The organism is Catenulispora acidiphila DSM 44928, assembly GCF_000024025.1.
GTDB lineage: Bacteria > Actinomycetota > Actinomycetes > Streptomycetales > Catenulisporaceae > Catenulispora > Catenulispora acidiphila.
Genome location: NC_013131.1, coordinates 3,566,579 through 3,590,420, shown reverse-complemented (window position 1 = coordinate 3,590,420; position 23,842 = coordinate 3,566,579). Strand labels below are relative to the sequence as shown.

General features: G+C 70.7%; 22 protein-coding genes and 1 pseudogene. 11 read left to right on the top strand and 12 right to left on the bottom strand.

Going from position 1 to position 23,842, the window contains the following annotated elements; translation table 11 throughout:
• Nucleotides 1–21: 21 nt before the first annotated feature.
• The 5 genes and pseudogenes from CACI_RS16185 to CACI_RS16165 all read right to left on the bottom strand — a co-directional run.
• A pseudogene (locus CACI_RS16185) lies at nucleotides 22–582 on the bottom strand (hypothetical protein); the annotation flags it as partial.
• A 119-nt stretch (nucleotides 583–701) separates the two neighbouring features.
• Entirely contained in the window at nucleotides 702–1,748 is a 1,047-nt protein-coding gene (locus CACI_RS16180) for a beta-ketoacyl synthase N-terminal-like domain-containing protein (RefSeq protein ID WP_041541816.1), read from the bottom strand.
• 506 nt (nucleotides 1,749–2,254) lie between these two features.
• On the bottom strand, nucleotides 2,255–2,545 hold the full coding sequence (locus CACI_RS16175) for a hypothetical protein (protein ID WP_223297543.1): 291 nt from the start codon (nucleotides 2,543–2,545) through the stop codon (nucleotides 2,255–2,257).
• 3 nt (nucleotides 2,546–2,548) lie between these two features.
• On the bottom strand, nucleotides 2,549–2,818 hold the full coding sequence (locus CACI_RS16170; protein WP_012787451.1) for an acyl carrier protein: 270 nt from the start codon (nucleotides 2,816–2,818) through the stop codon (nucleotides 2,549–2,551).
• Nucleotides 2,819–2,850: 32 nt separating this feature from the next.
• A complete protein-coding gene (locus tag CACI_RS16165) occupies nucleotides 2,851–4,239 on the bottom strand; it encodes a class I adenylate-forming enzyme family protein (protein WP_012787450.1) in 1,389 nt (462 codons plus the stop codon).
• 345 nt (nucleotides 4,240–4,584) lie between these two features.
• Here CACI_RS16165 and CACI_RS16160 point away from each other — a divergent pair, with 345 nt between their 5' ends.
• The 7 genes from CACI_RS16160 to CACI_RS16130 all read left to right on the top strand — a co-directional run bounded on the left by CACI_RS16160 (nucleotide 4,585) and on the right by CACI_RS16130 (nucleotide 12,403).
• A complete protein-coding gene (locus CACI_RS16160; protein ID WP_012787449.1) occupies nucleotides 4,585–5,733 on the top strand; it encodes a methyltransferase domain-containing protein in 1,149 nt (382 codons plus the stop codon).
• Nucleotides 5,730–6,929 carry a glycosyltransferase gene (locus CACI_RS16155; RefSeq protein ID WP_012787448.1) on the top strand — a complete coding sequence of 400 codons (1,200 nt, stop codon included), beginning with the start codon at nucleotides 5,730–5,732 and terminating at the stop codon, nucleotides 6,927–6,929. The genes CACI_RS16160 and CACI_RS16155 overlap by 4 nt, the downstream gene beginning before the upstream one ends.
• Entirely contained in the window at nucleotides 6,913–7,677 is a 765-nt protein-coding gene (locus tag CACI_RS16150; protein WP_012787447.1) for an ABC transporter permease, read from the top strand. Before CACI_RS16155 ends, CACI_RS16150 begins: the two co-directional genes overlap by 17 nt.
• Before the next feature lie 19 nt (nucleotides 7,678–7,696).
• Complete coding sequence (locus CACI_RS16145) at nucleotides 7,697–8,656, top strand: daunorubicin resistance protein DrrA family ABC transporter ATP-binding protein (RefSeq protein ID WP_041541813.1); 960 nt, start codon at nucleotides 7,697–7,699, stop codon at nucleotides 8,654–8,656.
• A gap of 14 nt (nucleotides 8,657–8,670) precedes the next feature.
• The gene (locus CACI_RS16140) at nucleotides 8,671–9,666 is read left to right on the top strand and encodes a UDP-glucuronic acid decarboxylase family protein (RefSeq protein WP_012787445.1); all 996 of its coding nucleotides are present in this window, start codon (nucleotides 8,671–8,673) and stop codon (nucleotides 9,664–9,666) included.
• Nucleotides 9,667–9,750: 84 nt separating this feature from the next.
• Nucleotides 9,751–11,106 carry a condensation domain-containing protein gene (locus CACI_RS16135; protein ID WP_012787444.1) on the top strand — a complete coding sequence of 452 codons (1,356 nt, stop codon included), beginning with the start codon at nucleotides 9,751–9,753 and terminating at the stop codon, nucleotides 11,104–11,106.
• Between the two features lie 28 nt (nucleotides 11,107–11,134).
• Nucleotides 11,135–12,403, top strand: a complete 1,269-nt coding sequence (locus CACI_RS16130; RefSeq protein ID WP_012787443.1) for a condensation domain-containing protein — start codon at nucleotides 11,135–11,137, stop codon at nucleotides 12,401–12,403.
• 17 nt (nucleotides 12,404–12,420) lie between these two features.
• Here CACI_RS16130 and CACI_RS16125 read toward each other — a convergent pair whose 3' ends face one another.
• The 4 genes from CACI_RS16125 to CACI_RS16110 form a co-directional block, all read right to left on the bottom strand.
• Nucleotides 12,421–12,849, bottom strand: coding sequence for a hypothetical protein (locus CACI_RS16125; RefSeq protein ID WP_012787442.1), 429 nt, complete (start codon nucleotides 12,847–12,849; stop codon nucleotides 12,421–12,423).
• A gap of 85 nt (nucleotides 12,850–12,934) precedes the next feature.
• Nucleotides 12,935–14,440: a condensation domain-containing protein gene (locus CACI_RS16120; RefSeq protein ID WP_012787441.1), complete on the bottom strand. Its 1,506-nt coding sequence runs from the start codon at nucleotides 14,438–14,440 to the stop codon at nucleotides 12,935–12,937.
• On the bottom strand, nucleotides 14,437–15,378 hold the full coding sequence (locus CACI_RS16115; RefSeq protein WP_012787440.1) for a helix-turn-helix domain-containing protein: 942 nt from the start codon (nucleotides 15,376–15,378) through the stop codon (nucleotides 14,437–14,439). The genes CACI_RS16120 and CACI_RS16115 overlap by 4 nt, the downstream gene beginning before the upstream one ends.
• Before the next feature lie 402 nt (nucleotides 15,379–15,780).
• Entirely contained in the window at nucleotides 15,781–16,191 is a 411-nt protein-coding gene (locus CACI_RS16110; protein WP_012787439.1) for a hypothetical protein, read from the bottom strand.
• 181 nt (nucleotides 16,192–16,372) lie between these two features.
• Here CACI_RS16110 and CACI_RS16105 point away from each other — a divergent pair, with 181 nt between their 5' ends.
• From CACI_RS16105 to CACI_RS16095, 3 genes are all read left to right on the top strand, one after another.
• A complete protein-coding gene (locus CACI_RS16105) occupies nucleotides 16,373–16,831 on the top strand; it encodes a helix-turn-helix domain-containing protein (protein WP_012787438.1) in 459 nt (152 codons plus the stop codon).
• Nucleotides 16,832–16,922: 91 nt separating this feature from the next.
• Complete coding sequence (locus tag CACI_RS16100) at nucleotides 16,923–17,396, top strand: hypothetical protein (RefSeq protein WP_190276764.1); 474 nt, start codon at nucleotides 16,923–16,925, stop codon at nucleotides 17,394–17,396.
• 8 nt (nucleotides 17,397–17,404) lie between these two features.
• Entirely contained in the window at nucleotides 17,405–18,688 is a 1,284-nt protein-coding gene (locus CACI_RS16095) for an MAB_1171c family putative transporter (protein ID WP_012787436.1), read from the top strand.
• A 34-nt stretch (nucleotides 18,689–18,722) separates the two neighbouring features.
• On the opposite strand, the gene CACI_RS16090 is transcribed toward CACI_RS16095, so the two are convergent.
• Nucleotides 18,723–19,124, bottom strand: a complete 402-nt coding sequence (locus tag CACI_RS16090; RefSeq protein ID WP_012787435.1) for a hypothetical protein — start codon at nucleotides 19,122–19,124, stop codon at nucleotides 18,723–18,725.
• Between the two features lie 235 nt (nucleotides 19,125–19,359).
• Between CACI_RS16090 and CACI_RS52380 the strand changes: the two genes are divergently transcribed.
• A complete protein-coding gene (locus CACI_RS52380; protein ID WP_012787434.1) occupies nucleotides 19,360–20,040 on the top strand; it encodes a histidine kinase in 681 nt (226 codons plus the stop codon).
• Nucleotides 20,041–20,527: 487 nt separating this feature from the next.
• On the opposite strand, the gene glgB is transcribed toward CACI_RS52380, so the two are convergent.
• Both glgB and CACI_RS16075 read right to left on the bottom strand, forming a co-directional pair.
• Nucleotides 20,528–22,444 (bottom strand): 1,4-alpha-glucan branching protein GlgB, encoded by a 1,917-nt coding sequence (gene glgB / locus CACI_RS16080; protein WP_012787433.1) that lies wholly within the window; start codon nucleotides 22,442–22,444, stop codon nucleotides 20,528–20,530.
• Entirely contained in the window at nucleotides 22,441–23,835 is a 1,395-nt protein-coding gene (locus tag CACI_RS16075) for a glycosyltransferase family 4 protein (protein WP_012787432.1), read from the bottom strand. Before CACI_RS16075 ends, glgB begins: the two co-directional genes overlap by 4 nt.
• Nucleotides 23,836–23,842 lie beyond the last annotated feature (7 nt).

Here is a 23,842-nt window from a genome sequence, read left to right as displayed (position 1 = left end):
GGGGTGTGCTGTCAGTGCGGCGAGGAGGACCGCGTGCGCCTGGTCGGGACCGCTGGGGTTCTGCTCGATCCGGACGAGCAGGGCTTCGTCGGCGTCGCCGTCCTCGATGAGCAGGGCGGCGGTTTCCAGCGCCGAGGCCGGGTCGGCGAGGCAGACGACGGGACCGGTGAGCTTCCAGCGCGCGGCGATGTGGCCGGCGACGGCGTTCGGGACCGACTGGAAGAACAGGAGCGGTCCGAGCAGGCCGTTGGCGGCGACGGTGCGTGCGACGTGGGAGGCGCTTTCGCGGTCGCCGCGGGCGGTGGTGATGAGGATGGCGGTGACGGGGGTGTGCGCTTGAGCTTGGGCTCGGGCTTCGGAGGTTTCGGGGTCTTCGAAGGCCTTGGTTTCGTTTTCCGGCGCGTGTGCTGCTCTCCGGCTGAGGCACCGAGCCGCGGTCTCAGCAGCGATCGGACTGAAGCTGGAGACGATGAAGCCCGGCAGCGCGGGCGCGGCGTCATCGAGGCCTGATTCAGGCCAGCGGGCTTCGGCACGGATCGCGAGACCGGCGGCGGCTGCTTCGTCTTCGGTGGCCGCGGATATGGCGGCGGTCGCGCGACGGGGCGTGCCGGTCAGGTCGGTCAGGTCGGTCGGCAGGTTCTGCGACGCGCCAGCCGGAGCCTTCTGCTCGGGAACGGTCGCGAGCGCCTCAGTGGTCTGGTTCACGGCGCGCCTACCAGCAGGGCGGTGTTGGCGCCGCCGAACGCGACGTTGAGCGTCAGCGCGTATTCGAGGTCTGCGACAGCGGGTTCCAGGACGAGGGCGAGCTGGCAGTCGTCGTCCGGGCCGAGGAAGCCTGCGTTGAGCGGCAGGCGTCCGGCACGCAGGGCGGCGATGGTGAGGATGAGCTCGAGCAGCGCGCCGGCTTCGAGCGCCTGGCCGTGGATCGACTTGGTCGAGCTGACCGGGATCTTGGCCGCGGCGTCGCCGAGCGACACGCGCAGCGCGGCGGACTCGGCCACGTCGCTCTGCTTGGTCCCGGAACCGTGCGCGTTGATGTAGCCGACATCGGCGGCCTGGACACCACCGCGATGCAGGGCGTCGCCGATCGCGCGGGCGAGACCGTGACCGTCGGGACGCGGCTTGCAGACGTGGTAGGCGTCGCCGCTACGTCCCCAGCCGGCAAGACGTGCCAACGGCTCGGACGCACCAGCCGCTTCCAACACCAGCGCACCGACCGCATCGCCGAGCAGCAGACCACTGCGACCCGCGCTGAAGGGACGGACCCGGCCGTCGAGAGCCAGGGCACGCCCGGCATCGAAGAGCGCGTACTGATCGGCATCGACGAGATACCCGGCGGCGACCACGACGCGATCGGCGCGACCATGCGCAATCTGAGCGGCGGCATCGGCGACAGCGGTACTGGCAGCAACACACGCGGAGGTGTAAGCGCGGGCACCGGCGAAACCACACGCCGCCGCAATGCTGGACGCGAACGCATCGGCGCCACCATGAGGCTCACCATGAATCGCCAGAAACAACTGGCAATCAGCCCGCCCCGAACGACTCAGCCCAGCACCATCACAGGCCTCATCAACAGCCCGAACCAGCTCCCGCACAAGCTCCGGCGCCCCCGCCGCCACAGCCGCAACCTTCGCCCGCCGCGCCCCCACATCGAACCGCTCCACCGGCGCGAACCCAGTGACCCCCTCAACCGCCGCCCGCAGCAAAGCATCGACACCCGCACCAAACGCACTGAACACAGCCATGCCCGAGACAACAACCCCGGTCCCCCCACGCCGGGCCCGCGAGGCAGCCAGCCCAGCCACCTCGCGGACACCAGCACCCCCACCCGCACCGAGCGCAGCGCCAGCCCGCGCCGCCCTCGCCTCGCCAACCGCAACCATCGCGGCAGGCATCTCGCCCACAGCTATCTCTGCCGCAACCAGCACGCCGCCCGCAGGCATCTCGCGCACCGCCGCAGCCGCAACCGACTCGCCGACCGCCGAGAACTCGCCCGCACCAGCCGCCGAATCACGCGAAGACTGCGGCGCCGCCATCAGCCCGCCGACCGCAGCGCCAGCCCGCGCCCTCCTCGACTCGCCGCCCGCAGTCATCGCGGCAGGCATCTCGCCCGCAGCTCCAGCCAGCTCGCCAGCCGCCGCCTTCCCAGCAGCCATCGCGCCCGCGCCCGCAGCCAACCCGCCGCCCCCAGGTATCGCGGCGGGCATCTCACCCCCGCCCGCGGCTCGCGACCCCCCGGCCGCCCCCGCGCTCACCCCGTGCCTCCGAAGCCGAGCTCCGCTAGGACTCGCACCACCGCGGTGACCGTGGTCATGCGGGCGAGGGCGTCGTCGTCGGCGTCGAAGGGGCGGCCGTAGTGTTGTTCGACCTGGTGGATGAGCCAGGCGAGTTCGAGGGAGTCCACGGTTTCGGGGACTTCGTCGGGGGTGCGTTCGCCGTAGGTCGCGAGCATGGCTAGCACCTCGTCGCGGTGCCGGTGGTCGGCTGCCGGGGCTGCTGCGGGCTCTGTTGCGGGGTGCGCGGGGCGCTCCAGGTCGGTCACGGGTCAGGCCGAGGTGGCGGCGGCGGCGAGGCGGCCGGCGACGGCGGCGCAGAACTCGTCGATGGTCAAGGTGGCGAGTTCGTCGAGTTCGTCGTCGCTGAAGCGGATGCCGAAGCGCTCCTCGACGCGGACGCCGAGTTCGGCCAGGGCCAGGGACTCCAGGTCCACGCCGGCCGCGCCGAGCTGGGTCTCGCCGTCGAAGCCGGCGGTGTCGTAGTTCATCTCGCCGAGGGCTTCGAAGGCGAACTTCTTGATGTCGTCGTGCGAGCTCATGGGTCGGTCGGTTCCTTCCGGTAGGAGGATGCTCAGCGCGCGCCGGACAGCACGCTCTGGTCGCGGACGAGCTTTCCGGTCGCGGTGCGCGGCAGCTGGTCCACGGCGTGCCAGGCGCGCGGGCGCTTGTAGGCCGCGACGCGTTCGGACAGTGCGGCCTGCACGCCGTCCAGCTGCCCGCCGGCGGCCAGGACCACGTAGGCCTCGATCGCCTTGCCGTACACCACCACTGCGGCCTCGACGCCGGGCAGCCCGGCCAGGGTGTGCTCGACCTCGCTGAGGTCGACCTTCAGCCCGCCGATCGAGACCTGCGAGTCGCGGCGGCCGCGGACCCGCACCAGACCGGTATCGGGCTCGACACTGCCGGCGTCCTTGGTGTGCAGCCAGCCGTCGGACCAGCGCGTGGGATCCACGAGCCCGACGTAGGGCGAGTTCTCCATCGCGATGTGCAGCTCGCCGTCGTCGGCGCGGATCTCGATGCCGGGCGCCGGGAGGATGGCCGGGCGGTGCGCGCCGAACAGGTCGGTCGCGATGACGCCGAGCTCTGTCATCCCGTACATGTTTCCGAGCCGGATGCCGTACCGGTCGGCGAAGGCGTCGTGCACCTGCGCCCGCACCAGCTCCCCGCCGGTCGTCATCCCGGTCAGCTGCGGCAGCCGCGGCGGCGCGGCGACGGCGGCCAGCAGCTCGATGTGGAACGGGACGCCCAGCAGCGTGGTCGGCTCCGGTCCGGCGGCGACGGCCTCCAGGATCGCGTCGGCGGTCATCCGCCCCGGCAGCACCAGCTGCACCCCGGCGCGCAGGCCGTACAGCAGCCCGCCGACCAGTCCGAGCACGTGCACCATCGAGGCCAGCGACACGATCCGCTCGCCGCCTTGCGGCACGCCCTCGCCGATCGCCTTGTAGCGCTCGATCTCGGCGATCAGGTCCGAGGCGGTGCGCCCGATGGACTTCGACGGTCCGGTGGACCCCGAGCTCAGCTGCACCAGCGCGTGCGACGTCTCAGAGGGCTGACCCCCGGGCCGCACGACGATCTTCTCCTGCACCTCGTAGAACGCCCGCAGCGCACCGCCGCTGGACTTCTCGACGCCGACCACGAACTGCGGCGCGAGCCGCTCAAGGGCCTGCTCCACCTCGAAGGCGGTCAGCCGGTGGTCCAGCAGCGCGGCGCGGGCGCCGATCCGCCAGACGGCGAGCAGGTTCGTGATGAACGTCAGCGACGGCGGCAGACACAGCGCCACCGAGCCGCCGGCCCGCAGGCCCGCGTCGTGCAGCGCCTGCTGCCGCTCGGCGACCAGCGTCCGCAGCGACGCCCGGTCGACCGGCGCGTCGAGCACCAGGCACACCTGCCCGCCCGGACCGGCCAGCAATACCTCGTCGACCCATTCCGGGTCCGTGGGAATGTCGATTCCCGCAGCCATGCGACACCTCCACCCACGTGAGGAATGACATGAGATAAGCGCCATGCCGAAAGGAGAGAAAGAAACCATCCGTAACGACGTGGCGCATCAGGCGGCCACCGTCGTCCGGCGACGGCGCAAGCTTTGGCGCAAGCGGACTCCACCGTCAAGCGGTGCGTCATGCCTGAGTAAAGTTCGCAGGTCAGAGCACTGGAATAAAGCCATTGCGCCGTGCAAATTTTCATCGTTGACCGAGAAGCACACCCCCGGCTAGCGTCATCGCCGGTCGTCCCAGCTGTTCTGTGGCGCACGTATTCGACGTGCCGGGATCCCTCATTTCCGCCCCGCATTCATATGGAGCACTCGGTGAAAGCTGACATGAACACGGCGGTCGAGCGGTACTACGACACGACGCTCGATCTGTACGAGGAACTGTGGGGCGAGCACGTCCACCACGGCTTCTGGGACGAGGGCGAACGCCCCGACGCCGACGGCGCCGACCGGCACCGCGCCACCGACCGCCTCGTCCACGAACTCGTCAGCTACGCCGGCGTGCCGGACGGAGCGCGCGTCCTGGACGTCGGCTGCGGCATCGGCGGACCGGCGCTGTACCTGGCCGGCGCGCTGGGCTGCGCGGTCGTCGGCGTGACGCTGAGCGCCTCGCAGGCCGCTCGCGCCGGGGAGAAGGCACAGGAGGCCGGGCTGGCCGACCGTGCCGAGTTCCACCAGCTCGACGCGCTGAGCACCGGCTTCCCCGACGCCTCCTTCGACGTCCTGTGGGCCGTGGAAAGCCTGATGCACATCGCCGACCGCGAGGCGTTCTTCGCCGAGGCGATGCGGCTGCTGCGCCCCGGCGGCCGGCTGGCGATCGCCACCTGGTCCCAGCGCGACGGCGAGCTGTCACAGGACGAGCAAGAGCTGATCGACCAGATCCTGAAGCACCAGGTGATGCCCAGCTTCTCCTCGCTGGAGGAGCACGAGCGCATGGCGAACGCCGCCGGCTTCACCGAGGTCGCCTCGGTCGACTGGAGCCGCGCCGTGGCCAACTCCTGGGACCCGGAGTTCGCGCTGATCAAGAAGCCCGAGCACGGCCGCGCGACCATGGTCTCGCTGGCCCGCGAGCGCGGCGCCGACGTCCTCGGGTTCTTCTACGCCGGGCCGTTGATGAAGAAGGGCTTCGACACCGGGGTCGTGACCTACGGCGCGATCCGCGCGGTCAAGCCGGTGGAAGCCTCTAGGAACGCAGACACCTTCAACGAAGTCGTCGAGCTGCTCCGCGTCGTCCTGGACCAGGACGCCGCGTGGAGCGCGAGCATCACCCCCGCGACCACCCTGGACCGCGACCTGGAAATGGAGAGCATCGAGCTGACCGCGTGGAGCAAGGTCGTCCAGGCCCGCTACGGCGCCGCCGCCGACCTCGCCGCCCACGTCGCAGGGCTCGGCGTCGACCAGATCATCGCGCTCACCGTCGGCGACATCGCCGCCTACGTCAACGCGCAGGCCGACGGCGCATGAGCCGGTTCCTGTTCGTCAGCCTCCCGCTGACCGGCCACGTGAACCCGATGGCGGCGGTCGCGAAAACGCTGTCCGCGCAAGGGCACGACGTCGCCTGGGCCGGCTCGGAGTCCTATCTGCGCCCCCTGGTGGGACCGGACGCGGTGATCCAGCAGATCCCGCTGCGTCCGCACCGCCGCCAGGCCGATCGCGGGATGGCTGCGGCGAAGACCCGGTGGGAGGAGTACATCGTCCCGCACTGCAAGGTCTCGCTGAAGGGCGTCGACAAGGCGGTGAAGGCTTTCGCGCCGGACGTGATGGCGGTGGACCAGCACGCCGTCGCCGGCGCGCTGGTCGCGCACCGCTACGGCCTGCCGTGGGCCTCGATGGCGCCGACGACGATGGAACTGACCCGGCCCTATCGCGCGCTGCCGAAGGTCGAGGCCTGGATCCAGGGCCACCTGTCGGCGCTGTGGACCGGCGCGGGTCTGCCGGGGGAGCCGCCGCACGATCTGCGGTTCTCCCCGGATCTGCTCATCGCTTTCACCGGTACGGCACTGACCGGTCCGCTGTCCTGGCCGGACAACGCGGTCCTGGTCGGTCCGGCACTCGCCGAGCGTCCCGCCGATCTCGACTTCCCCCGGGATTGGCTGGACCCCGCCAAGAAGCTCGTCCTGATCTCGATGGGCACGCTGGCCGCCGAGACCTCGCACGGCTTCTACGAACGCGCCGTGGAAGCGGTGCGTCCCCTCGGCGATCGCGTCCAAGTCCTGCTGACCGCGCCGCCGGAGACCATCCCCGATCCGCCCGAGCACGTCCTGGTCCGCACGCGTGTGCCGGTCCTGGAGTTGATGCCGAGGCTGGACGCGGTGGTCTCGCACGGCGGACTGAACACCGTCTGCGAGTCGCTGGCGCACGGCGTGCCGCTGGTCGTCGCGCCGATCAAGGGCGACCAGCCGATCAACGCCTCGCAGGTGGCGGCGGCCGGAGCCGGAGTCCGCGTGAGCTTCGCCCGGGTGCGTCCCGAGGCGCTGCGCGCGGCGATCGTGTCAGTGCTCGAAGATCCGTCCATCCGCGCGTCGGCGGCAGCCGTGCGCGACTCGTTCGCCGCCGCCGGGGGTGCCGCCGCCGCGAGCGCGCGGCTGGCCCGTCTCGCCGACGCCGGCCAAGACGCCTCACGGCGAGAAAGGGAGGGATCCCTTGAAAATCTTTCGTGACACCTGGCTGATCTTCCAACGCAACCTCCAGCTGATGCTCCGCTCGCCGCTGTGGGTGGTGCTCGGCGTCTCCCAGCCGGTGGTCTTCCTGCTGTTGTTCGCGCCGCTGCTCAAGCCGGCGCTGGCGACGATGGGCGCGCACTCCCAGGCCCAGGCCTACCGGATCTACGTCCCCGGCATGCTGGTCGCCCTGGCCCTGGCCGGCGGTCTGTACGCGGGCTTCGACCTGCTGCGCGAGCTGTCCTCGGGCATCGTGGAGCGGGCCCGGGTGACCCCGGTGAGCCGGCTGGCGCTGCTGCTGGGGCGGGCCCTGCGCGACGTGGTCGTGCTGGTGGTCCAGGCGGCCATCATCATCGTGCTCTCGCTGCTGTTCGGGCTGACGGTGAGCATCCCGTCCCTGCTGATCGGCTACGGCATCCTGGCGCTGATCACCTTGACCAGCGCGTCGTTCTCCTACGGCGTGGCGCTGAAGATCAAGAACCCGGCGGTGCTCGGACAGCTGATCAACAACGTGGCGCAGCCGCTGATGCTGCTGTCCGGGACGCTGCTGCCAATCGCGCTGGCGCCGCTGTGGCTGCGCGACACCGCTAACGGCAACCCGTTCAACTGGGCCGTCACCGGGATGCGCGCGCTGTTCACCGGGCACCCCGGCGATCCGTCGATCTGGAAGGCCTTCGCCATGCTCGGCGCCCTGGCCGCCCTGACCATCGCCTGGTCGGGCCGCAAGTTCGCCAAGTCGGTCCGGTAAGGGGGAGAAGACGATGGGCATCATCGAAGTCAAGGGTCTGGCCAAGAGCTACGAGACCCGCTCCAAGCGCAAGACCACCAAGGTCGACGCGGTGGTCGGGGTGGACCTGGACGTCGCCGAGGGCGAGATCTTCGGGTTCCTGGGACCGAACGGCGCCGGGAAGACCAGCACCCTGCGGATGCTGGCCACGCTGATCCCCCCGGACGCCGGCACCGCCGTCATCGCCGGCGCCGACCTGCTCACCCAGCAGGCCAAGGTCCGCGAGGCGATCGGCTACATCGCGCAGGGGGGCGCCACCACCGACGACGCCACGGCGCGCGAGGAGCTCGTCCTGCAGGCGCGCATGCACGGCATCAGCAAGGCCGACGCGCAGCGCCGGGCGGTCGCCGCCCTGGCCGCGTTCGACCTGACCGAGTACGCCGACCGGCAGTGCAAGACCTACTCCGGCGGCCAGCGCCGCCGCGTGGACATCGCGATGGGTATCATCCACGACCCCAAGGTCGTCTTCCTCGACGAGCCGACGACCGGGCTGGACCCGCAGAGCCGGGCCCACATGTGGGACGAGGTGCGCCGGCTGCGCACCGAGGGCATGACGGTCTTCCTCACCACGCACTACCTGGAAGAGGCCGACCAGCTCTGCGACCGGGTGGCGATCATCGACGGCGGCGTGGTCGTCGCCGAGGGCACGCCGGACGCGCTCAAGCGCGAGATCTCCGGCGACATCGTCACGGTCGGCGTCGGCGAGGACTTCACCGAGAAAGCCGCCGAGATCCTCAAGGGGCAGGCCTACCTCAGCGAGATCGAGGTCCGCGACGGCGGCCGGCTGCGGCTGGCGGTCGACGCCGGGGAGACCGCGGTGCCGCGCGTGATGCGCACGCTGGAGGACGCCGGGATCGCCACGGCCACGGTCGAGGTGCACCGGCCCACGCTGGACGACGTGTTCCTGACCAAGACCGGCCGCTCGCTGCGCGAGTCGTGAGCGTGGGCATCGGCATGGGCACGGGCACCGTGGACTCGCGCGCCGCCGGCTCCGGCGGCGCCCCGCGCGAGATCCGCAGGGCGGTCGTGACGGGAGGAGCCGGCTTCGTCGGCTCGCACCTGTGCGACCGGCTGCGCGACTCCGGCGCGAGCGTCGTGTGCGTCGACAACTTCCTCACCGGGTCCGCGGAGAACGTCGCGCATCTGGCCTCCGACCCCGGGTTCGAGCTGCTGGAGCACGACGTCACAGAGCCCTTCGACGTCGAGGGCCCGGTGGACGCGGTGTTCCACCTGGCCTCCCCCGCCTCGCCGCACGACTACGCGCGCCATCCGCTGGCCACCTTGAAGGCCGGCGCCCACGGCACGCTGCACGCGCTGGAGCTGGCGGGCCGCAAGAACGCGTGCTTCCTGCTGGCCTCCACCTCGGAGGTCTACGGCGACCCGCTGGTGCACCCGCAGGTCGAGTCCTACTGGGGCAACGTGAACCCGATCGGTCCGCGCAGCCAGTACGACGAGGCGAAGCGGTTCGCCGAGGCGCTGACCGCGACGCACCGCGCGCACCTGGGGTTCGACACGACGATCGTGCGGCTGTTCAACACCTACGGTCCGCGCATGCGGCCGCGGGACGGCCGCGCGGTGCCGACGTTCGTCACCCAGGCGCTGGCCGGACGCGAGATCACCGTCGCCGGGGACGGACGGCAGACGCGGTCGCTGTGCTACGTGGACGACACGGTCGCCGGCATCCTGGCCGCGGCCCGCTCCGGCCACCCCGGACCGGTCAACATCGGCAACCCGGCCGAGCTGTCCATCCTGGAGCTGGCGGACCGGGTGCGGGAGCTGTGCGGGTCCAGCGCGCCGACGGTGTTCGTGCCGCGGCCCGGCGACGACCCGGACCTGCGCCGCCCCGACATCACGCGGGCGGTCTCGGAGCTGGGCTGGGCGCCGGTCGTGGACCTGGACAAGGGACTGACCGCGACCATCGACTGGTTCGCCGCGCGGCAAGAGTCCTGAGAAGTAAGAACCCTGAGTTGTAAGAGTTCTGAGCGGTACAACCCTGAACCCTGGCGATCCCACGGAGAACAGGCGGTGTCACTGATGCAGCGCACGATCATGGTCCCCTTCCACGGCGACGGCGCCGGGACGGAGGAGCTGACCTGGGGGCAGTGGACCGTCTGGCGGATGATGAACGGCTTCGGCGCGGTGTTCATGGTCGGCGGCGCGATGAAGCTGGAAGAGGGCACGACGCTCCAGCACATCGAGCACCTGCTGGCGTTCGTCATGCGGCGGCACGAGTCGCTGCGGACCCGGATAAGGACCGAGTCGGACGGGACGCCCCGGCAGGTCGTGTCCTCCTCCGGCGAGGTCGGGCTGGAGATCGTCGACATCGAGGACGGCGAGGACCCGGCGGCCGTCGCCGAGGCGCTGCGCGAGCGGTACGAGTTCGAGCCCTTCGACATCGCCGAGGACTGGCCGGTGCGCATGGCCGTCGTCCGCAAGGACGGCGTGCCGGACCACTTCGTGGCGATGTATCCGCACATGGCGATCGACGCCTACGGTTTCGACGCCCTCGTCGGGGACCTGGCGAACCTGGACCGCGAGACCGGCGCCGAGCTCGCCGAGCGCGGCGGCATCCAGCCGCGGGACCTGGCGCGCAAGCAGCGCGAGTCCTCGGCCCAGCGGCAGGGCCAGGCTTCGCTGCGGTACTGGGAACGCTGGCTGATGGAGGTCCCGGCGCGGCGGTTCAACGGTCCCTACACCGGGAGCGAGCAGCGGTGGTGGGACAGCACGTACGACTCGCGCGCGGCGTTCCTGGCGGTCGGCGCGATCAGCGCGCGAACCGGGATGCACAGCGGACCGGTGCTGCTCGCCGCCTATGCGGTGGCTCTGGAGAAGGTCACCAAGGCCGGTCCCAGCGCGATCCGGATGGTGGTGAGCAACAGGTTCCGGCCGGACTTCGCGCGCTCGGTGAGCGTGGTGGCCCAGCCGGGTCTGTGCGTGTTCGACGTCCGCGACTGCACCTTCGACGAGGCGGTGGTGCGTGCCTGGCACGCGCAAATCGCCACCGGCAAGAACGCGTACTACGACCCGCGCAAGCTCGCGGAGCTGCGCGAGCGCGTGGAGAAGGAGCGCGGCGAGCAGCTGGACCTGATGCTGTACTTCAACGACCGGCGCAAGACCCTCGCGCAGCCGGTGGCCGAGCCCGAGGCGGTGGCCGACGCCGAGCAGATGTGGGACGCGCTGCCACAGTCCCGCCTGACCTGGGGGATCCGGTCGAACGCGCCGGACGTCAAGGCGTATCTGGACGTCAACGGCAGCCCGGACACGGTGAACCTGACGCTGCGCTCGGACACCCAGGCTCTGACGCCCTCGGAGCAGGTGACCGTGTTGCGCACGATGGAGGAGATCCTGCTGGCCGCCGCGTTCGACCCCCAGTGTCCGACCGGCGTGTGAGAAGTCCCCATATACAAAGGAGTGCGTGGTGGACAGAGCAACCTTCCCGATGACGATAGGTCAGTTATCAGTACACCGCGATGTCGAGCGGCTGCCGGCCGAACGGCTGTGGGAGGGCAACCTGCAGCCGCTGGTGTGGGACATCCAGCAGGAGTGCACCGTCGAGGACGTGTGGCGGGCGCTGGGGGCGCTGGCCGAGCGGCACGAGTCGCTGCGCACGAACTACCTGTTCGAGGCTGACGGCGCGCCGCGCCAGTTCCTCGGCGCGCGGGACGCTGCGGAGGTCCTGGAGCGCGTCGACCGCGGCGTCGCGGACATCTCGCAGCTGCCGGAACTGCTGGCGGGCAAGCACCAGGAGGCGCTCGACATCTACCACGGGATCCCGTGGCGGGCGTTCGTCATCACCTCGGACGGGACGCCGGCGAAGGTCCTGTTCGTGGTCCACCACATCGCCGCCGACGGCGCGGCCGCCCTGATCCTGCAGGACGACTTCCACGCGCTGCTCGCCGGCCGGACCCTCGAACCGCCGGCCGGGCAGCCGATCGCGATGGCCGAGGACCAGCAGGGCGCGGGCGCCTTCCGCCTGCGCGCGGCCGAGCGGTACTGGCGGCGGACGCTGGAAGCCGCACCGCGCGTGCCCGAGGCGGCCGTCCCCACCACCGAGATGCTCGGCGCCGCACTGCACACCGGCATCCCGCTGGAGCTGGCGCACGCCGGCGCGGAGAAGCTGGACGTCAGCATGGCCTCGATCGTGCTGGCGGCGTACTACGACGCGCTGCGCACGGTCCTGGGCCGCAACGCGCTGCTGCTGATGGCGATCTCGGCGAACCGCTTCGACCCCAGCATGGCCGGCGTGGTGACCTCCCTGACCCAGTGGGCGCCGATGCTGCTGGACTTCGACGGCACCGAATCCTTCCCCGACCTCGCCGCCAAGGTCCACGGCAAAGCCCTGAACGCCTTCAAGAACTCCATCTGCGACCCTGACGCCGTCGTCGCCATCCGCGAGGAGTACTTCGAGAAGACCGACCCCCCGGTCGACAAAGGCTTCAACACCAACGTCATCCTCGCCCCACCCGGCTTCGCCCCAGCGGTGCCCCAGCAACCGCGCACCGTCGACTTCGCCACCCCGGCCCGCGCCACGGGCCCAGGCTTCTACTTCATCGTCACCGGCCTCGACCGCATCGACGCCACCGTCCGCTGCAACCGCCCCGACGTCGACCAGCCCAAACTGGCAGCGATCCTCGCCACGTTCCACACGACGCTGCTGGAGGTCGCCGGCTTACCGGCGATGGGGTGAGGGGGACGCTTTCCCCCTCAGCGGGACGTCACTGCCATCCCCACCAGCACGGCCAACGCCGCAGCCTGCAGCACCAGCCAGTGCCCGGTGGGCCATGCCGGGTTCTGCTTGACGCCGACCCGGAAAGCCAGGCTCACCAACAGAAAGGTGTGGAAGGTCAGGGATGCGAACAGGACCGCGATCACCGGCCGCCAGAGCGCGGGGTGGTGAGGGCTGGCGGCGATAGCCGATCCGGCGGCGATCAGCAGAATCGCGCTGAGCACGGTCATCGCTCGCAGCGCTGCGACCGAGAACTCGTAGCGCTCGCCGTCGATCGGTCGGATCCGCCGGGACCATGCGCGCAGTTCGCGGCCTGCCTTGAACGGGACGACGGCGAGCAGGCCGGTTCGGCGCAGCAGCGACAGCTCGCCTTTCGCGATCGCCACGACGTAGTGCTCGCCGATCATCTCAGAGTCCTGTCGCAGGGCCGATCTCGCGACCGGGCGTGGTCACCGCGCCCATGGTAATCGCGTCGGGAGATCGGCCCGCGTGCTACTCCCCCGCCGCGGTCGCCGCGGCTGGCACGCCGGTGGTCGTCGCCGGGTCGTATGCCGCGGCGACTGCCAGGGATTCCATAGTGCGCGCGAGGGTTTCCATGTCCTTGCGGGGGACGTGCCAGGTGTCGGCGGAGACCAGGACGGTGATGGCGGTGTCGTCGTCGGGGATGTTGTCGATGGTGATCATCAGGTGCTCGTTGAAGAAGGGGAGATCGGTCCAGATGATCGAGCCTGGTGCGGCCTCGGCGACGGCCTCGGGGGTGGGCTGGGCGCCGGGGGCGGTGCCGCTGCGCTGGGAGGGGCGGTCGTTGTAGTAGCACAGGGCCAGGTCCTCGCCGCGGTCGCGTTCGACGGCCGCCAGGAGGGCCTTCCACTGCTCGAGGTCGAAGTACGCGTATTTGTAGGTGCGCGTCACTGCTCGCTGGGCGCTCTCGATCACGTCGTCGAGGGTGCCGGGGGTGACGTCCACGACGAACAGGCCGCTTTGGCTGACGTTGCCGACGATGTCGGCCATGCCGGGGCGGAAGCGGTTGCTCACCAGCATCTGCGCGGCGGTCGGGCGCTCGCCGGTCAGCCGGGCCAGCGCCGTGGCGAACAGGCCGAGCAGCACCGCGCTGACATCGCAGTCCAGCCGGTGCGCGATGCGTGTCGCGCCCAGGAGCAGGGGAACCGACCGCAGCGTGGCTCGGCGGTAGCGGGATCCGGTTTCGGGCACCGCCGCGGTCGGTCGTCTTCTCGGCAACGCGGCCAGCTGCTTCTCCCAGTAGCGCAGCGACGCATCGCTCTGCCTCCGTCCGGCGGGGGTGGCCTGCTGGGCGGTCAGGTCCAGCGGATGGATCGGCGCCGGACCGCGCGCCAGGCCGGTCACCGGGTCGCGGTGCAGGAAGTCCTCGTACATCGCGAAGGCGCCCGCGCCGTCGGTCGCGAAGTGGTTGAGCACGGTCAGCAGGTGCGTCAGGACGCCCGCCTGCCGGATGAGGACCATGCGGATCGGGAACTCGCGCTCGTCGTCGAAGGAGCGCTGTTCGTGCTCTGCGACGAGCTCGGAGATCGCCACGGTGGCGTCGGCGTCGTCGTAGAGGTCCACGATCTGCAGCGGAACCGTGCCGGAGGCGTGCACGATCTGGATCGGCGGGTGTTCCGCCTCGAAGCGCAGCAGCGTCCGCATCGCCTGGAAACGGTTCAGGTAGAAACTGAGTTCCTCGGCGTAGTCCTCTACGGCGGCGCCCGGCGGCAGCTCACGGACCGCGCACATGTTCATCGACGAGCCGAGGTTCCGGATCGCGCCGAAGATGTGCTGCTGACCCCAGTTCAGGCCGCCGCTGCCGGCGGCGTCGCCGGAGAAGGGCACCTCGAGCGTCCGGGTCGCGGCGATCGGCGAGCCCGGCGACGGACAGCCGTCGGGCGTCTCGGCGAACACCGCCGACACCGCCGACACCGCCGTGCCCTGAGACACGGCGTCCTGAGAAACAGTACCCTGAGAAGTCGCAGAAACGGTCATCCCACGCCACCCATACTCTTGATCGCCAGCCGCAGCCATCTGCGGGTCTCTTCGGGGCCCAGCGCCGCCGCGCGCTGCTGCTGGAAGGTGAGCGTGTACCGGTCGATCTCGTCGCCGCCGTCGACCAGGCACCAGCCGACGACGCCGCCGACGAAGCCCACGTGCTCGGCCGGCTTGGCCGGGGCGCCCGGCGCGGGCTGCTTCACCTGTTTCACCTGCTTGGCCTGCTTGCCCTGCTTGTCGCCGGAACCGAGCGTCATCAACGTGAATCCGGTGTGCGCGCCGGGATAGACCCGGCCGTCGGGGATGACCCGCACCTCGGTGCGCGGATGGCGCGACACCTCCAGCAGATAAGCGGCCTGACGCACCGCGACCGACCGGTCGCCCCAGCTGCGCAGCACCGCGTGCGCGTCGAGCACGACCTGCACCCGCGGCCCGGCCTCGACCGCGAGCCGGCTCTGCCGCCGGGTCAGCACCGAGGCCAGCGCCTGGCGCTCCCCGGGGTTCTTGTCCGGCCACAGACCGGCTATCAGCATCCTGGTGTACGCGGCGGTCTGCAGGATGTCCGGGACGAACACCGGCGCGAAGACGTCCAGCGCGACGCAGGTGTCCTCGTACTCCAGATAGCGCTGGAACGGCGCCGGCAGCACCCCTGCCTCGCCCTCCTGCCACCAGGTGCGGCGCAGCGCCTGCGAGGCCTGGTCGACCAGCTCGTCGGTGGCGCTCTGGTCCAGGTCGTAGACGCGGCACAGGGCCCGCACGTCGTGCGGGTTGACGGCGTACTGCCCGTTCTCGATCCGGGAGATCTTCGCCGCGGACATGGCGTCCGCCGGGGTGAGGCGGTGCGCCACCCGCTCCAGGGTGAGCCCGGCGTTCACGCGGTGGGCCCGCAGCGCGGCCCCGATCCTGCGGTGCCGCAGAGTCGCGCGTTCAGTCATGGATGTCGATCCGCCCCCTGACGTCATCACGGCTCCATCAGGCCTCGACCTTACTGGTCTGCGCGGCCGCTGTAAACTGGAGTGAATGCGATGACGGGATCAGATTCACATCTGCTGTCGTAGCGCGACGGCCGCGCATCCTCAAATCCCGGCACACCCCGGGTGGACGTTCCGCTCTCGGTCCGCCGGGCTGGAGCGGGCTGGAGCGGGCCGGGGGCAGGGCCCTGCGAAACCCGGAGGCGAGGGACGATTTCTCTCCGGGGTCCGCATAGTCCGCATTCGGCTGCCAGCCTCGGGCCACCCCGGGCATCCGCGGATCGGCGCGGTGCACCCAGCTCAACGTCGGTCCGTCGCCGGCGGCCCGCGGTGGCTTCGCTCATCAGCTGGCGTGAAGCCGGAGCGTTAGGCGATGAGCTTGTTGCTGATCACCTTGTCGGCGTCCGCACTGGCGATCAGCTTGCCGCTGATCACCTTGTCGGCGTCCATGCTCGCGATGAGCTTGGCGCTGATCACCTTGTCGGCGTCGGCACTGGCGATCAGCTTGCCGCTGACCACCTTGTCCGCCTCCGGCTCGGCGAAGCCGCTGTTGACGGCGTTGATGTCGCGCACGTTGCGCTTGATGTCGCGCAGGTTGCACTGGATGTCCCGGACGTTGTGCTTGAGCACGTCGCGCACGTTGCGCTTGAGCGAGTCGCGCACGTTGAGCTTGAGCGAGTCGCGGACGTTCGCGGCCCGCAGGGGCTCGCGGACGTTGACGCTGCGCAGCGGTTCGCGCACGTTGCGCTGGGGTTCCCGGACGCTTGCAGTGGGCATGGACGACCTCCAGGTTGGGAGGGATCAAGGGATGAGTCAGCGGTCTGACTCGTTGGCGAACTTAGAACAATTCATTCTGGCTGACAAGACCTCAAGTCCCGTCCACGACGGCTGACGCCCGATCGATTAGCATGGACCCGTATTCGGGCTCGTGGGGGCAGGCAGTGAGGGGGTCGGCGGGGTGGCACATGACGGGCCTGGCGGACGCAGAACGCTCGCGGAGAAGATCGACATCCTCTTCCAGACGGTGCGGCGGCCGAATCGGGAGCTTTTCAGCAACGACGAAGTGGCCACCGCGTGCCGTGAGGCGACCGGGGAGAGCTTCTCGGCGACCTATTTGTGGCAACTGCGCACCGGGCGCAGGGACAACCCCACAATGCGACATCTGGAAGCCCTGGCGCAGTTCTTCGAAGTGCCGGTAGCCTATTTTTTCGACGATGATCAGAGTTCTGCCATCGCTCGCGAACTGGAGCTGCTCGGCGTCCTGCGCGACGCCGGGGTGCGCAACGTCGCGCTGCGGGCGTTGACGTTGTCCCCGGAGGGCATCGACACGCTCAACGACATGATCGACGTCCTGGTACGGCACGAAGAGAAGGCCCGTACGGCGCAGCAGGGCAAAGGCGGCTCGGAAGAAGACTGACGTCGATCATCCGGCGAGGGCGCCGGCGCGGAAGAGGTGGGCTGTGGGAGCGGGCGGCGGCCGGACCGGACTGTGGCGCAGGTGTCAGGCCGTGGTGGACCGGCTGGACCTGCCGGACCCGTTCGACGCCGAGACCTTCATCGCCGGCCTGGCCCGCAAGCGCGGCCGGCCGATCGAGCTGATCGGCGTGCCGGCGCGCCCGGACCGGCCGTGCGGCCTGCTGGTCACCACCGCGCGCACCGACCTGATCATCTACTCCAGCGACACCAGCTCGGTGCACCGCCGGCACATCCTGTTACACGAGGCGGCGCACCTGGTCCGCGGGCACGACGCGGCCGGCGCCGGCTCGGCCGCCGCCGGCCTCGGCACGCTGCTGCCGCACCTGTCCCCCTCGCTGATCCGCAGCGTGCTCGGGCGCACGGTCTACACCGAGCCGCAGGAGCGCGAGGCCGAGCTGATCGCGACCATGATCCATCACCGCGCGGCGCGCGGCCGCCCGCCGCTGGGCCGCTCCGTGCCGCCGCGGCACCGGATCGAGACGATGTTCGGCCTGGGCGAGGTCTGACCGCCCCGATGTCCGACCTCGCCGCCTATCTGGCCGCGGTGGTGCTGGTGGCCCTGGCCGCCTGGGCGATCGCGATCGAACGGCCCGGCGCCCGGCACCCGATCCGCTGGGCCGGTTTGGCGTTCGTGCTGTGCGAGGGCTGCTCGATGGCGTTGCTGGCACCCGGCACCGTCGCTTTGAGCGACACCGGCGCCGACGGGCTGTCGGTGATCGCCCTCGGCGACACCGTGCGCACCGCCGCCTTGAGCTTCCTGATGCTGTTGGCCTGCCTGGTCAACCCGCGCCCGGCACGCCGCCGCTCGCCGGCGGTCCAGGCCGTCCTCGCGGTCTGGCTGCAGGTCGCGATGGTGCTGCTGTTCATCGCCGCCCGCCCGACCCTGCAGACCGACGGCACCCTGACCGCCGGCCCGGCCGGGCGCTGGCCGCTGGCGGTGCGGGTGGCGCTGTTCGCGGCGTACGCCATCTGGTCCCTGATCGAGCTGTTCGTCGCGGTGCTCCCCCAAGCCCGGCTGGCCGCGACCGGTCCGCTGCGCTGGGGTGGACGGCTGGTACTGGCCGCGGTGTGCGTCGGCGTGGTGTGGACGCTGTGGTCGTACGACGACATCGTCCACGTGCTGCGCTATGGCAGCGTGGACGGCAGCGAGGACACGGTGTCCAATGCTTTGGGCGCGGTGTGCGCGACGCTGGTGGCGACCGGCTCGCTGATCGGCAAGTGGAGCGTGACGTTCCAGGCCGCGGCGCGCTGGCTGCGTTTGTGCCGCTGCTACCTGGTGATGGGACCGCTGTGGTCGGCGCTGCGCACGGCGATGCCGCAGATCGCCTTCCCCGAGGGCGGCCGTCCGCTGCTGGCCGGATGGCCGGCGGGGATCGAGTTCGCGTTGTACCGGCGGGTCATCGAGATCCACGACGGACGGCTGGTGCTGCGCGCGTACCACCATCCGGAGGTGGCCTCGTGGCTGGAGCAGGCCGGACCGAGCGAGGTGGACACGCCGCGCGGTGTCGTCAGCCGCCGCGCCGATGCCAAAACCATTCCCGCCGACGCCGACGCCGACGCCGCGCTCGTCGAGGCGGCGACGATCGCCGCCGCTTTGGAGAACATGCGCCGCGGACGCCGTTTCACCGCCACCGCCACCGCCGAGGCGACGTCCCGCAAAGCCTCGACGGTCAGCGTCGATGTGATCCCGACCGACCTGGACGCCGAGGTGCAGTGGCTGTCAAGGGTCGCGTGGGCGTTCCGGCGCTCGCCGATGATTCCGGTGCTGCTGGAACGGTTGCGCGCCGAGGAAGGGTGAGACTTGGTCGCTCCCCCGGCGCCGAGTGCGGCGCTCAGCCCGCCAGCATGACCCCGACGAACAGCGAGGCGAGCGCGGTGAGCCCGGTCAGCGCGCCGAACGCGGCCATCGCGCCCTTGCTCTTGGCTTGCGCGTGCATATAGGCGGTGAGGCCGGAGGCGGCCACCACCACGTACTTCACGATCAGCGTGGTGTGGTAGGAACCGTGGTCCTTGTCGTGCTCGGCGATGACGTTCCACACCCCGGTCGCGATCAGCACGCCGAACGCCGGCCAGGCGATCCGGTTGAAGCCGTTGGCCGCCGCCTTGCTCACCTCGGACCCGGCCTTGCGCAGCACCGGGACCAGCGCGGCCAGCGTGATCTGCCCGCCGACCCAGATGGTCGCGGCCACGACATGGAGGAACAGGCGGATCGTGTCCCAGTTCACGGCGAGCATGGCGGGCCTTTCTTCGGGGTGTTCGGAGGTCTTCTAGGCTCTTCGGAGCCTTGACGCGGGCCACATTCTGCCGCACGCGGCTGGGGCACTTTGCACCTGGTTGGGCCGAACGGCGCCGACCTGCGACAAGCGCACGTACTACTCCGGGATGTGGCGGCTGTACTGCCCGAAGCGTAGAGCGCAGTTGCTGCCCTGGTAGGACGTAGCGCGAGTGCCTCGCACCTAGCGTTGGACCATGGTCCATCCTGAACGGCTGCCCGGTTGGCTTCCGGATGCGCTGGTCGGCGTGGTCACCGCGACACTGCTGGTCGTGATCTCTGCACACATTCCGGCGGGCTCCGACAGCCGCGCCGTCGATGCTGTGCAGTACATCCTGCTCGTCGCCGGCGGCGGGTGCATGGCGTTGATCCGGTGGCGTCCGCAGACGGCGGCAGCTCTGGCGACGTTCATCCTGTGCGTCGAGGTCGCGCGGCAGTACCCGGACGGTCCGATCTGGGCCGTGGGCTGGATCTCGCTGGCCGGTGTGAGCTGGCAGACCAGCCGCCGGGCGGCGCTGGGCTGGGCCGGCGTCATGCTCGCGGCGCTGACGCTGGCGGCGGTCGTCTTCGGCTCGTCGGGACTGGTGCTGCCGTTGATTTTCCTGGGCTGGTCGGCCGCGGCGATCCTGGCCGGCGACGCGTTGCGCGATCGTCGTGAGCGGCTCCAGGCGCTGCGGGAGCGTGCGCGGTTCTTGGAGATGACGCAGGAGGAGGTGGCGCTGCGCCGGGTCGCCGAGGAGCGGCTGCGGATCGCCCGCGATCTGCACGACAGCGTCGCGCACGCGATGGCGACGATCAACGTGCAGGCGGCGGCTGCGGCGCACGTGATCGAGCGCCGACCGCAGGCGGCCGGGGAGTGCCCGCCCTGCTCGGGGTGATGCGGGTGCGGCGGACGGAGGTGAAGTAGGGCGCGAAGAAGGTCGCTCGTGGCTTGTGTATTGGATGGCGCCGCTTGGGGCGGTGCGGTTGGTTAGTGGTTTTCAGAAGCTTTATACGGCTTCGCGCACGGTTTGATGGCCTCGCAGGGAGCGCAGTTCGGTGGAGCACGGCTGGGTAGCGCTGGCGGTCGGCGGTGGTGGATGTTCACGACCGCACATCAGCGCGAGTCACTGCGCACACGTCATGCGAGGGGTCTGGCTGGTGCGCGGTCGTGGACACGAAATGCCGCCGGCCGCCGACGCCACCCAGACACGCACCACCGAACTGCGCCCCCTGCGAGGCCATCAACACCCGCGCGAAGCCGTAAAAAGCTTCTGAAAACCCACCGACTTAACCGCATAGGCGTAGTTCCGGCGCGCGCCGTGCTTGAGACTCGAAGCTCAAGACGAGACAGCGCGCGCCGGTATCAAAACCCGCGAAGCCGTATCAGTCCTCGTACCGCCCGGCGAGCCAGACCGTCGCGTACGGTCCGATCGTCACCGCTCCTGAAGCCGGTAGCCAGTCCTGGCCGTGCGTCGGGTCGGCCGTGACTGCGCCGAGGTTGCCCACGCCGGCGCCGTCGTAGTCGTGTGCGTCGGTGTTCAGGACTTCGTGCCAGGTGCCGCCCCAGGGGAGGCCGATGCGGCGGTCGCGGATCTGGTGGCCGGAGAAGTTCGTGATGCAGACCAGGGCGTCTTCGGCGCGGCCGTAGCGGACGAAGGAGATCAGGTTGCCGTCGGCGTCGCCGACGCCCCAGTGCGTCGCGCCGGGGTCGTCGTCGCGGGACCAGAGGGCGGGGTGGGCCTGGTAGAGGCGGTTCATCTCGGCGACCAGGCGGGTGACGCCGTCGCCGTCGGCGGCGTCGGCCCAGTCCAGTCCCCACTGCTCGCTCCATTCGCCGCGCTGGGCGAACTCCGCGCCCATGAACAGCAGGTGCTTGCCGGGGAAGGCCCATTGGTACGCCAGCAGTCCGCGCAGTCCGTCCTTCTGTTGCCCGCGCCAGCCGGGGAGTTTGGCGGCCAGTGAGCCCTTGCCGTGCACCACCTCGTCGTGCGAGAGGGGGAGCAGGTCGCGTTCCATGAAGGCGTAGGCGGAGGGGCGCCGTAGGTCGTCCCAGTGGTAGCGGCGGAAGAGGGGGTCGATGGTCAGGGCCTCGAGTGTGTCGTTCATCCAGCCCAGGCTCCACTTCACGTCGAAGCCGAGCCCGTTGTCGGCGACCGGGTGCGTGACTCCCGGCCAGGCCGCCGACTCCTCGGCGACCATGACCACCGAGGGGTGCCGTGCGTGCATCTCGTTCGTCAGCATCTTGATGAAGTCGAGCGCTTGCAGGTTCGCGTTGCCGCCGAAGCAGTTCGGCTCCCAGGTTCCGGGCGCGCGCGAGTAGTCCAGGAACAGCATCGAGGACACGGCGTCGACCCGGAGTCCGTCGGCGTGGAACTCCTCGATCCAGTACATCGCGCTGCCGATCAGGAAGTCGCGTACCTCCGGATGCCCGAAGTCGAAGATCAGGCTGCCCCAGTCCGGATGCTCGCCGCGGCGCGGGTCAGGGTGCTCATACAGCGGCGCGCCGTCGAACCACGCCAGAGCCCAGTCGTCGCGCGGGAAGTGCGCCGGGACCCAGTCCAGGATGACCGCGATTCCGGCGCGGTGGAAGGCGTCGATGAGCCGCCGCAGTCCGTCGGGGTCGCCGAGGCGTGCGGTCGGCGCGTAGAAGCCAGTGGTCTGATATCCCCACGATCCCCCGAAGGGGTGCTCCATCACCGGCAGGAACTCCACGTGCGTGAAGCCGAGCCCGGCGACGTGTCCGACCAGCTGTTCGGCGAGCTGGTCGTAGGACAGCCCGGGCCGCCACGATGCCAGGTGCACCTCGTACACCGACATCGGCTGGTTGAACGAGTAGCGCTCGCCGCCGCGGTGGCGCGCCATCCAGGCCTCGTCAGCCCACTGATGCCGCGACTGGAACACGACCGACGCCGAGGCGGGCGGAGTCTCGGCGGCGAACGCCACCGGATCAGCCTTCAGCCGCCACACCCCGTCGCGGCCGAGGATCTTGTACTTGTAGCGGTGGCCGGCTCGGGCGTCGGGGGCGAAGCCCGTCCAGCGCCCGAAGTCGTCGCGCCGCAGCTCCACGCCGCGGTGCGGATTCCAGTCGTTGAAGTCGCCCTCGACGTTCACCTGCTGAGCGTTCGGCGCCCACACCGCGAACTGGACGCCGTCGGCTTGCACGTGCGCGCCGTAGCGCCGCCAGTAGCTCGACTCGTCCGGCGCGTCCGGTGCGGCCGGCGCGGCCTGCGCCGCCCAGTCGGCTTCCCCCACCCGCGTCCCGCCGCCGACGGCCTCCAGCGTGCCCCGATTCCACGTCACGGCAGCAACCCCGCCGACTCCAGCAGGTTCCCCTCCGGGATGCGCAGCGGTTCGCGCTCGACGACGACCGGGCTGCGCCACAGGTTCGCGGGCCGCTTGATCCGGGCTCCGCCGACCACGCCCGCGTACACCTCGGCGGTGGCCACGGCGACGTCGTCCCAGCCGTATCGCTCGCGGACCATCGTGCGCGCCGCGTCGGCCATGGTGCGCGCCGCCTCGCGGTCGCTGATCAGGGAGCTGACGGACTCGGTCAGCGCGCCGGCGTCCCGGACGGCGAACCGCAGGCCGGTGACGCCGGGTTCGACGATCTCGGCCAGCCCGCCGGTCTCGGACACCGCCAGCGGCGCCCCGGCCGCCGCCGCCTCCAGGGCGACCAGGCCGAAGGGCTCGTAGATGCTCGGCACGACCATCGCGTCGGTGGAGGCCATGGTCGAGGACAGCCCGCGCGCCGGGACGAAGCCGGTGAAGCTGACCTCATGGTGCAGGTCCAGGCGTCCGGCGGTGGCTTCCAGCTCGCCGCGCTGCGGTCCGTCGCCGGCTATCACCACGCGCAGTCCGGGGTGGCGGCGGCGCAGTTCGGGGACGGCGTGCAGAAGGTGTTGCACACCCTTTTCATAGACCAGCCGTCCGGCGAAGCCGATCAGCGGTCCGTTCCCGGCGTAGCGCGAGCGCGCCGCAGCGACCTCGGCCGGGTTCGGCGACCAGCGCGGGATGTCGACCCCGTTGGGGATGACCTCGGTCTTGGCCGCCGGGACCCCGAGCAGGGCGCCGACCTCGCGTCCCATGTACTTGGAGCACACCAGCACCCGCTCGGCCTCCGCCCCGAGCCAGCACTCGACCGAATGGATCGCCCGGTTCAGGTCGCCGGGCAGCCAGCCCTGGTGGCGGCCGGCCTCGGTGGCGTGCACGGTCGCCACCAGCGGGACGCGCAGGTGGTCGCGCATGGTGATCGCGGCGTGCGTGACCAGCCAGTCGTGCGCGTGGACCAGGTCGTACTCGCCGGTGTCGGCGGCGTGCAGGGCGGCGCGGGTCAGGGTGTGGTTGAACGCCATGGTCCAGGCCAGCAGGTGCGGGGTGTCCAGGGGGATGGCCGGCGGGTCGTCGGGGGCGCGCACGACCCGCACGCCCTCGACGATCTCGTCCAGCGGCGCCCCGGGCGCGTGCCGGGTGGCCACCGTGACTTGGTGGCCGGCGCGCACCAGGTTCCGGGCCAGGGCGTGGACGTGCCGGCCCAGACCGCCGACCACGACCGGCGGGTACTCCCAGGAGAGCATCAGGATCCGCAGGCTCCGGGAGGCGGGCCGCGGCGGAGCCGGGACCGTCGCACGGACCAGCGCCATCGCGTCGTTCTCCTCTTTGGTCATCGTCAGCTCGCGCAGCGGTCCGGACATGGGCGTT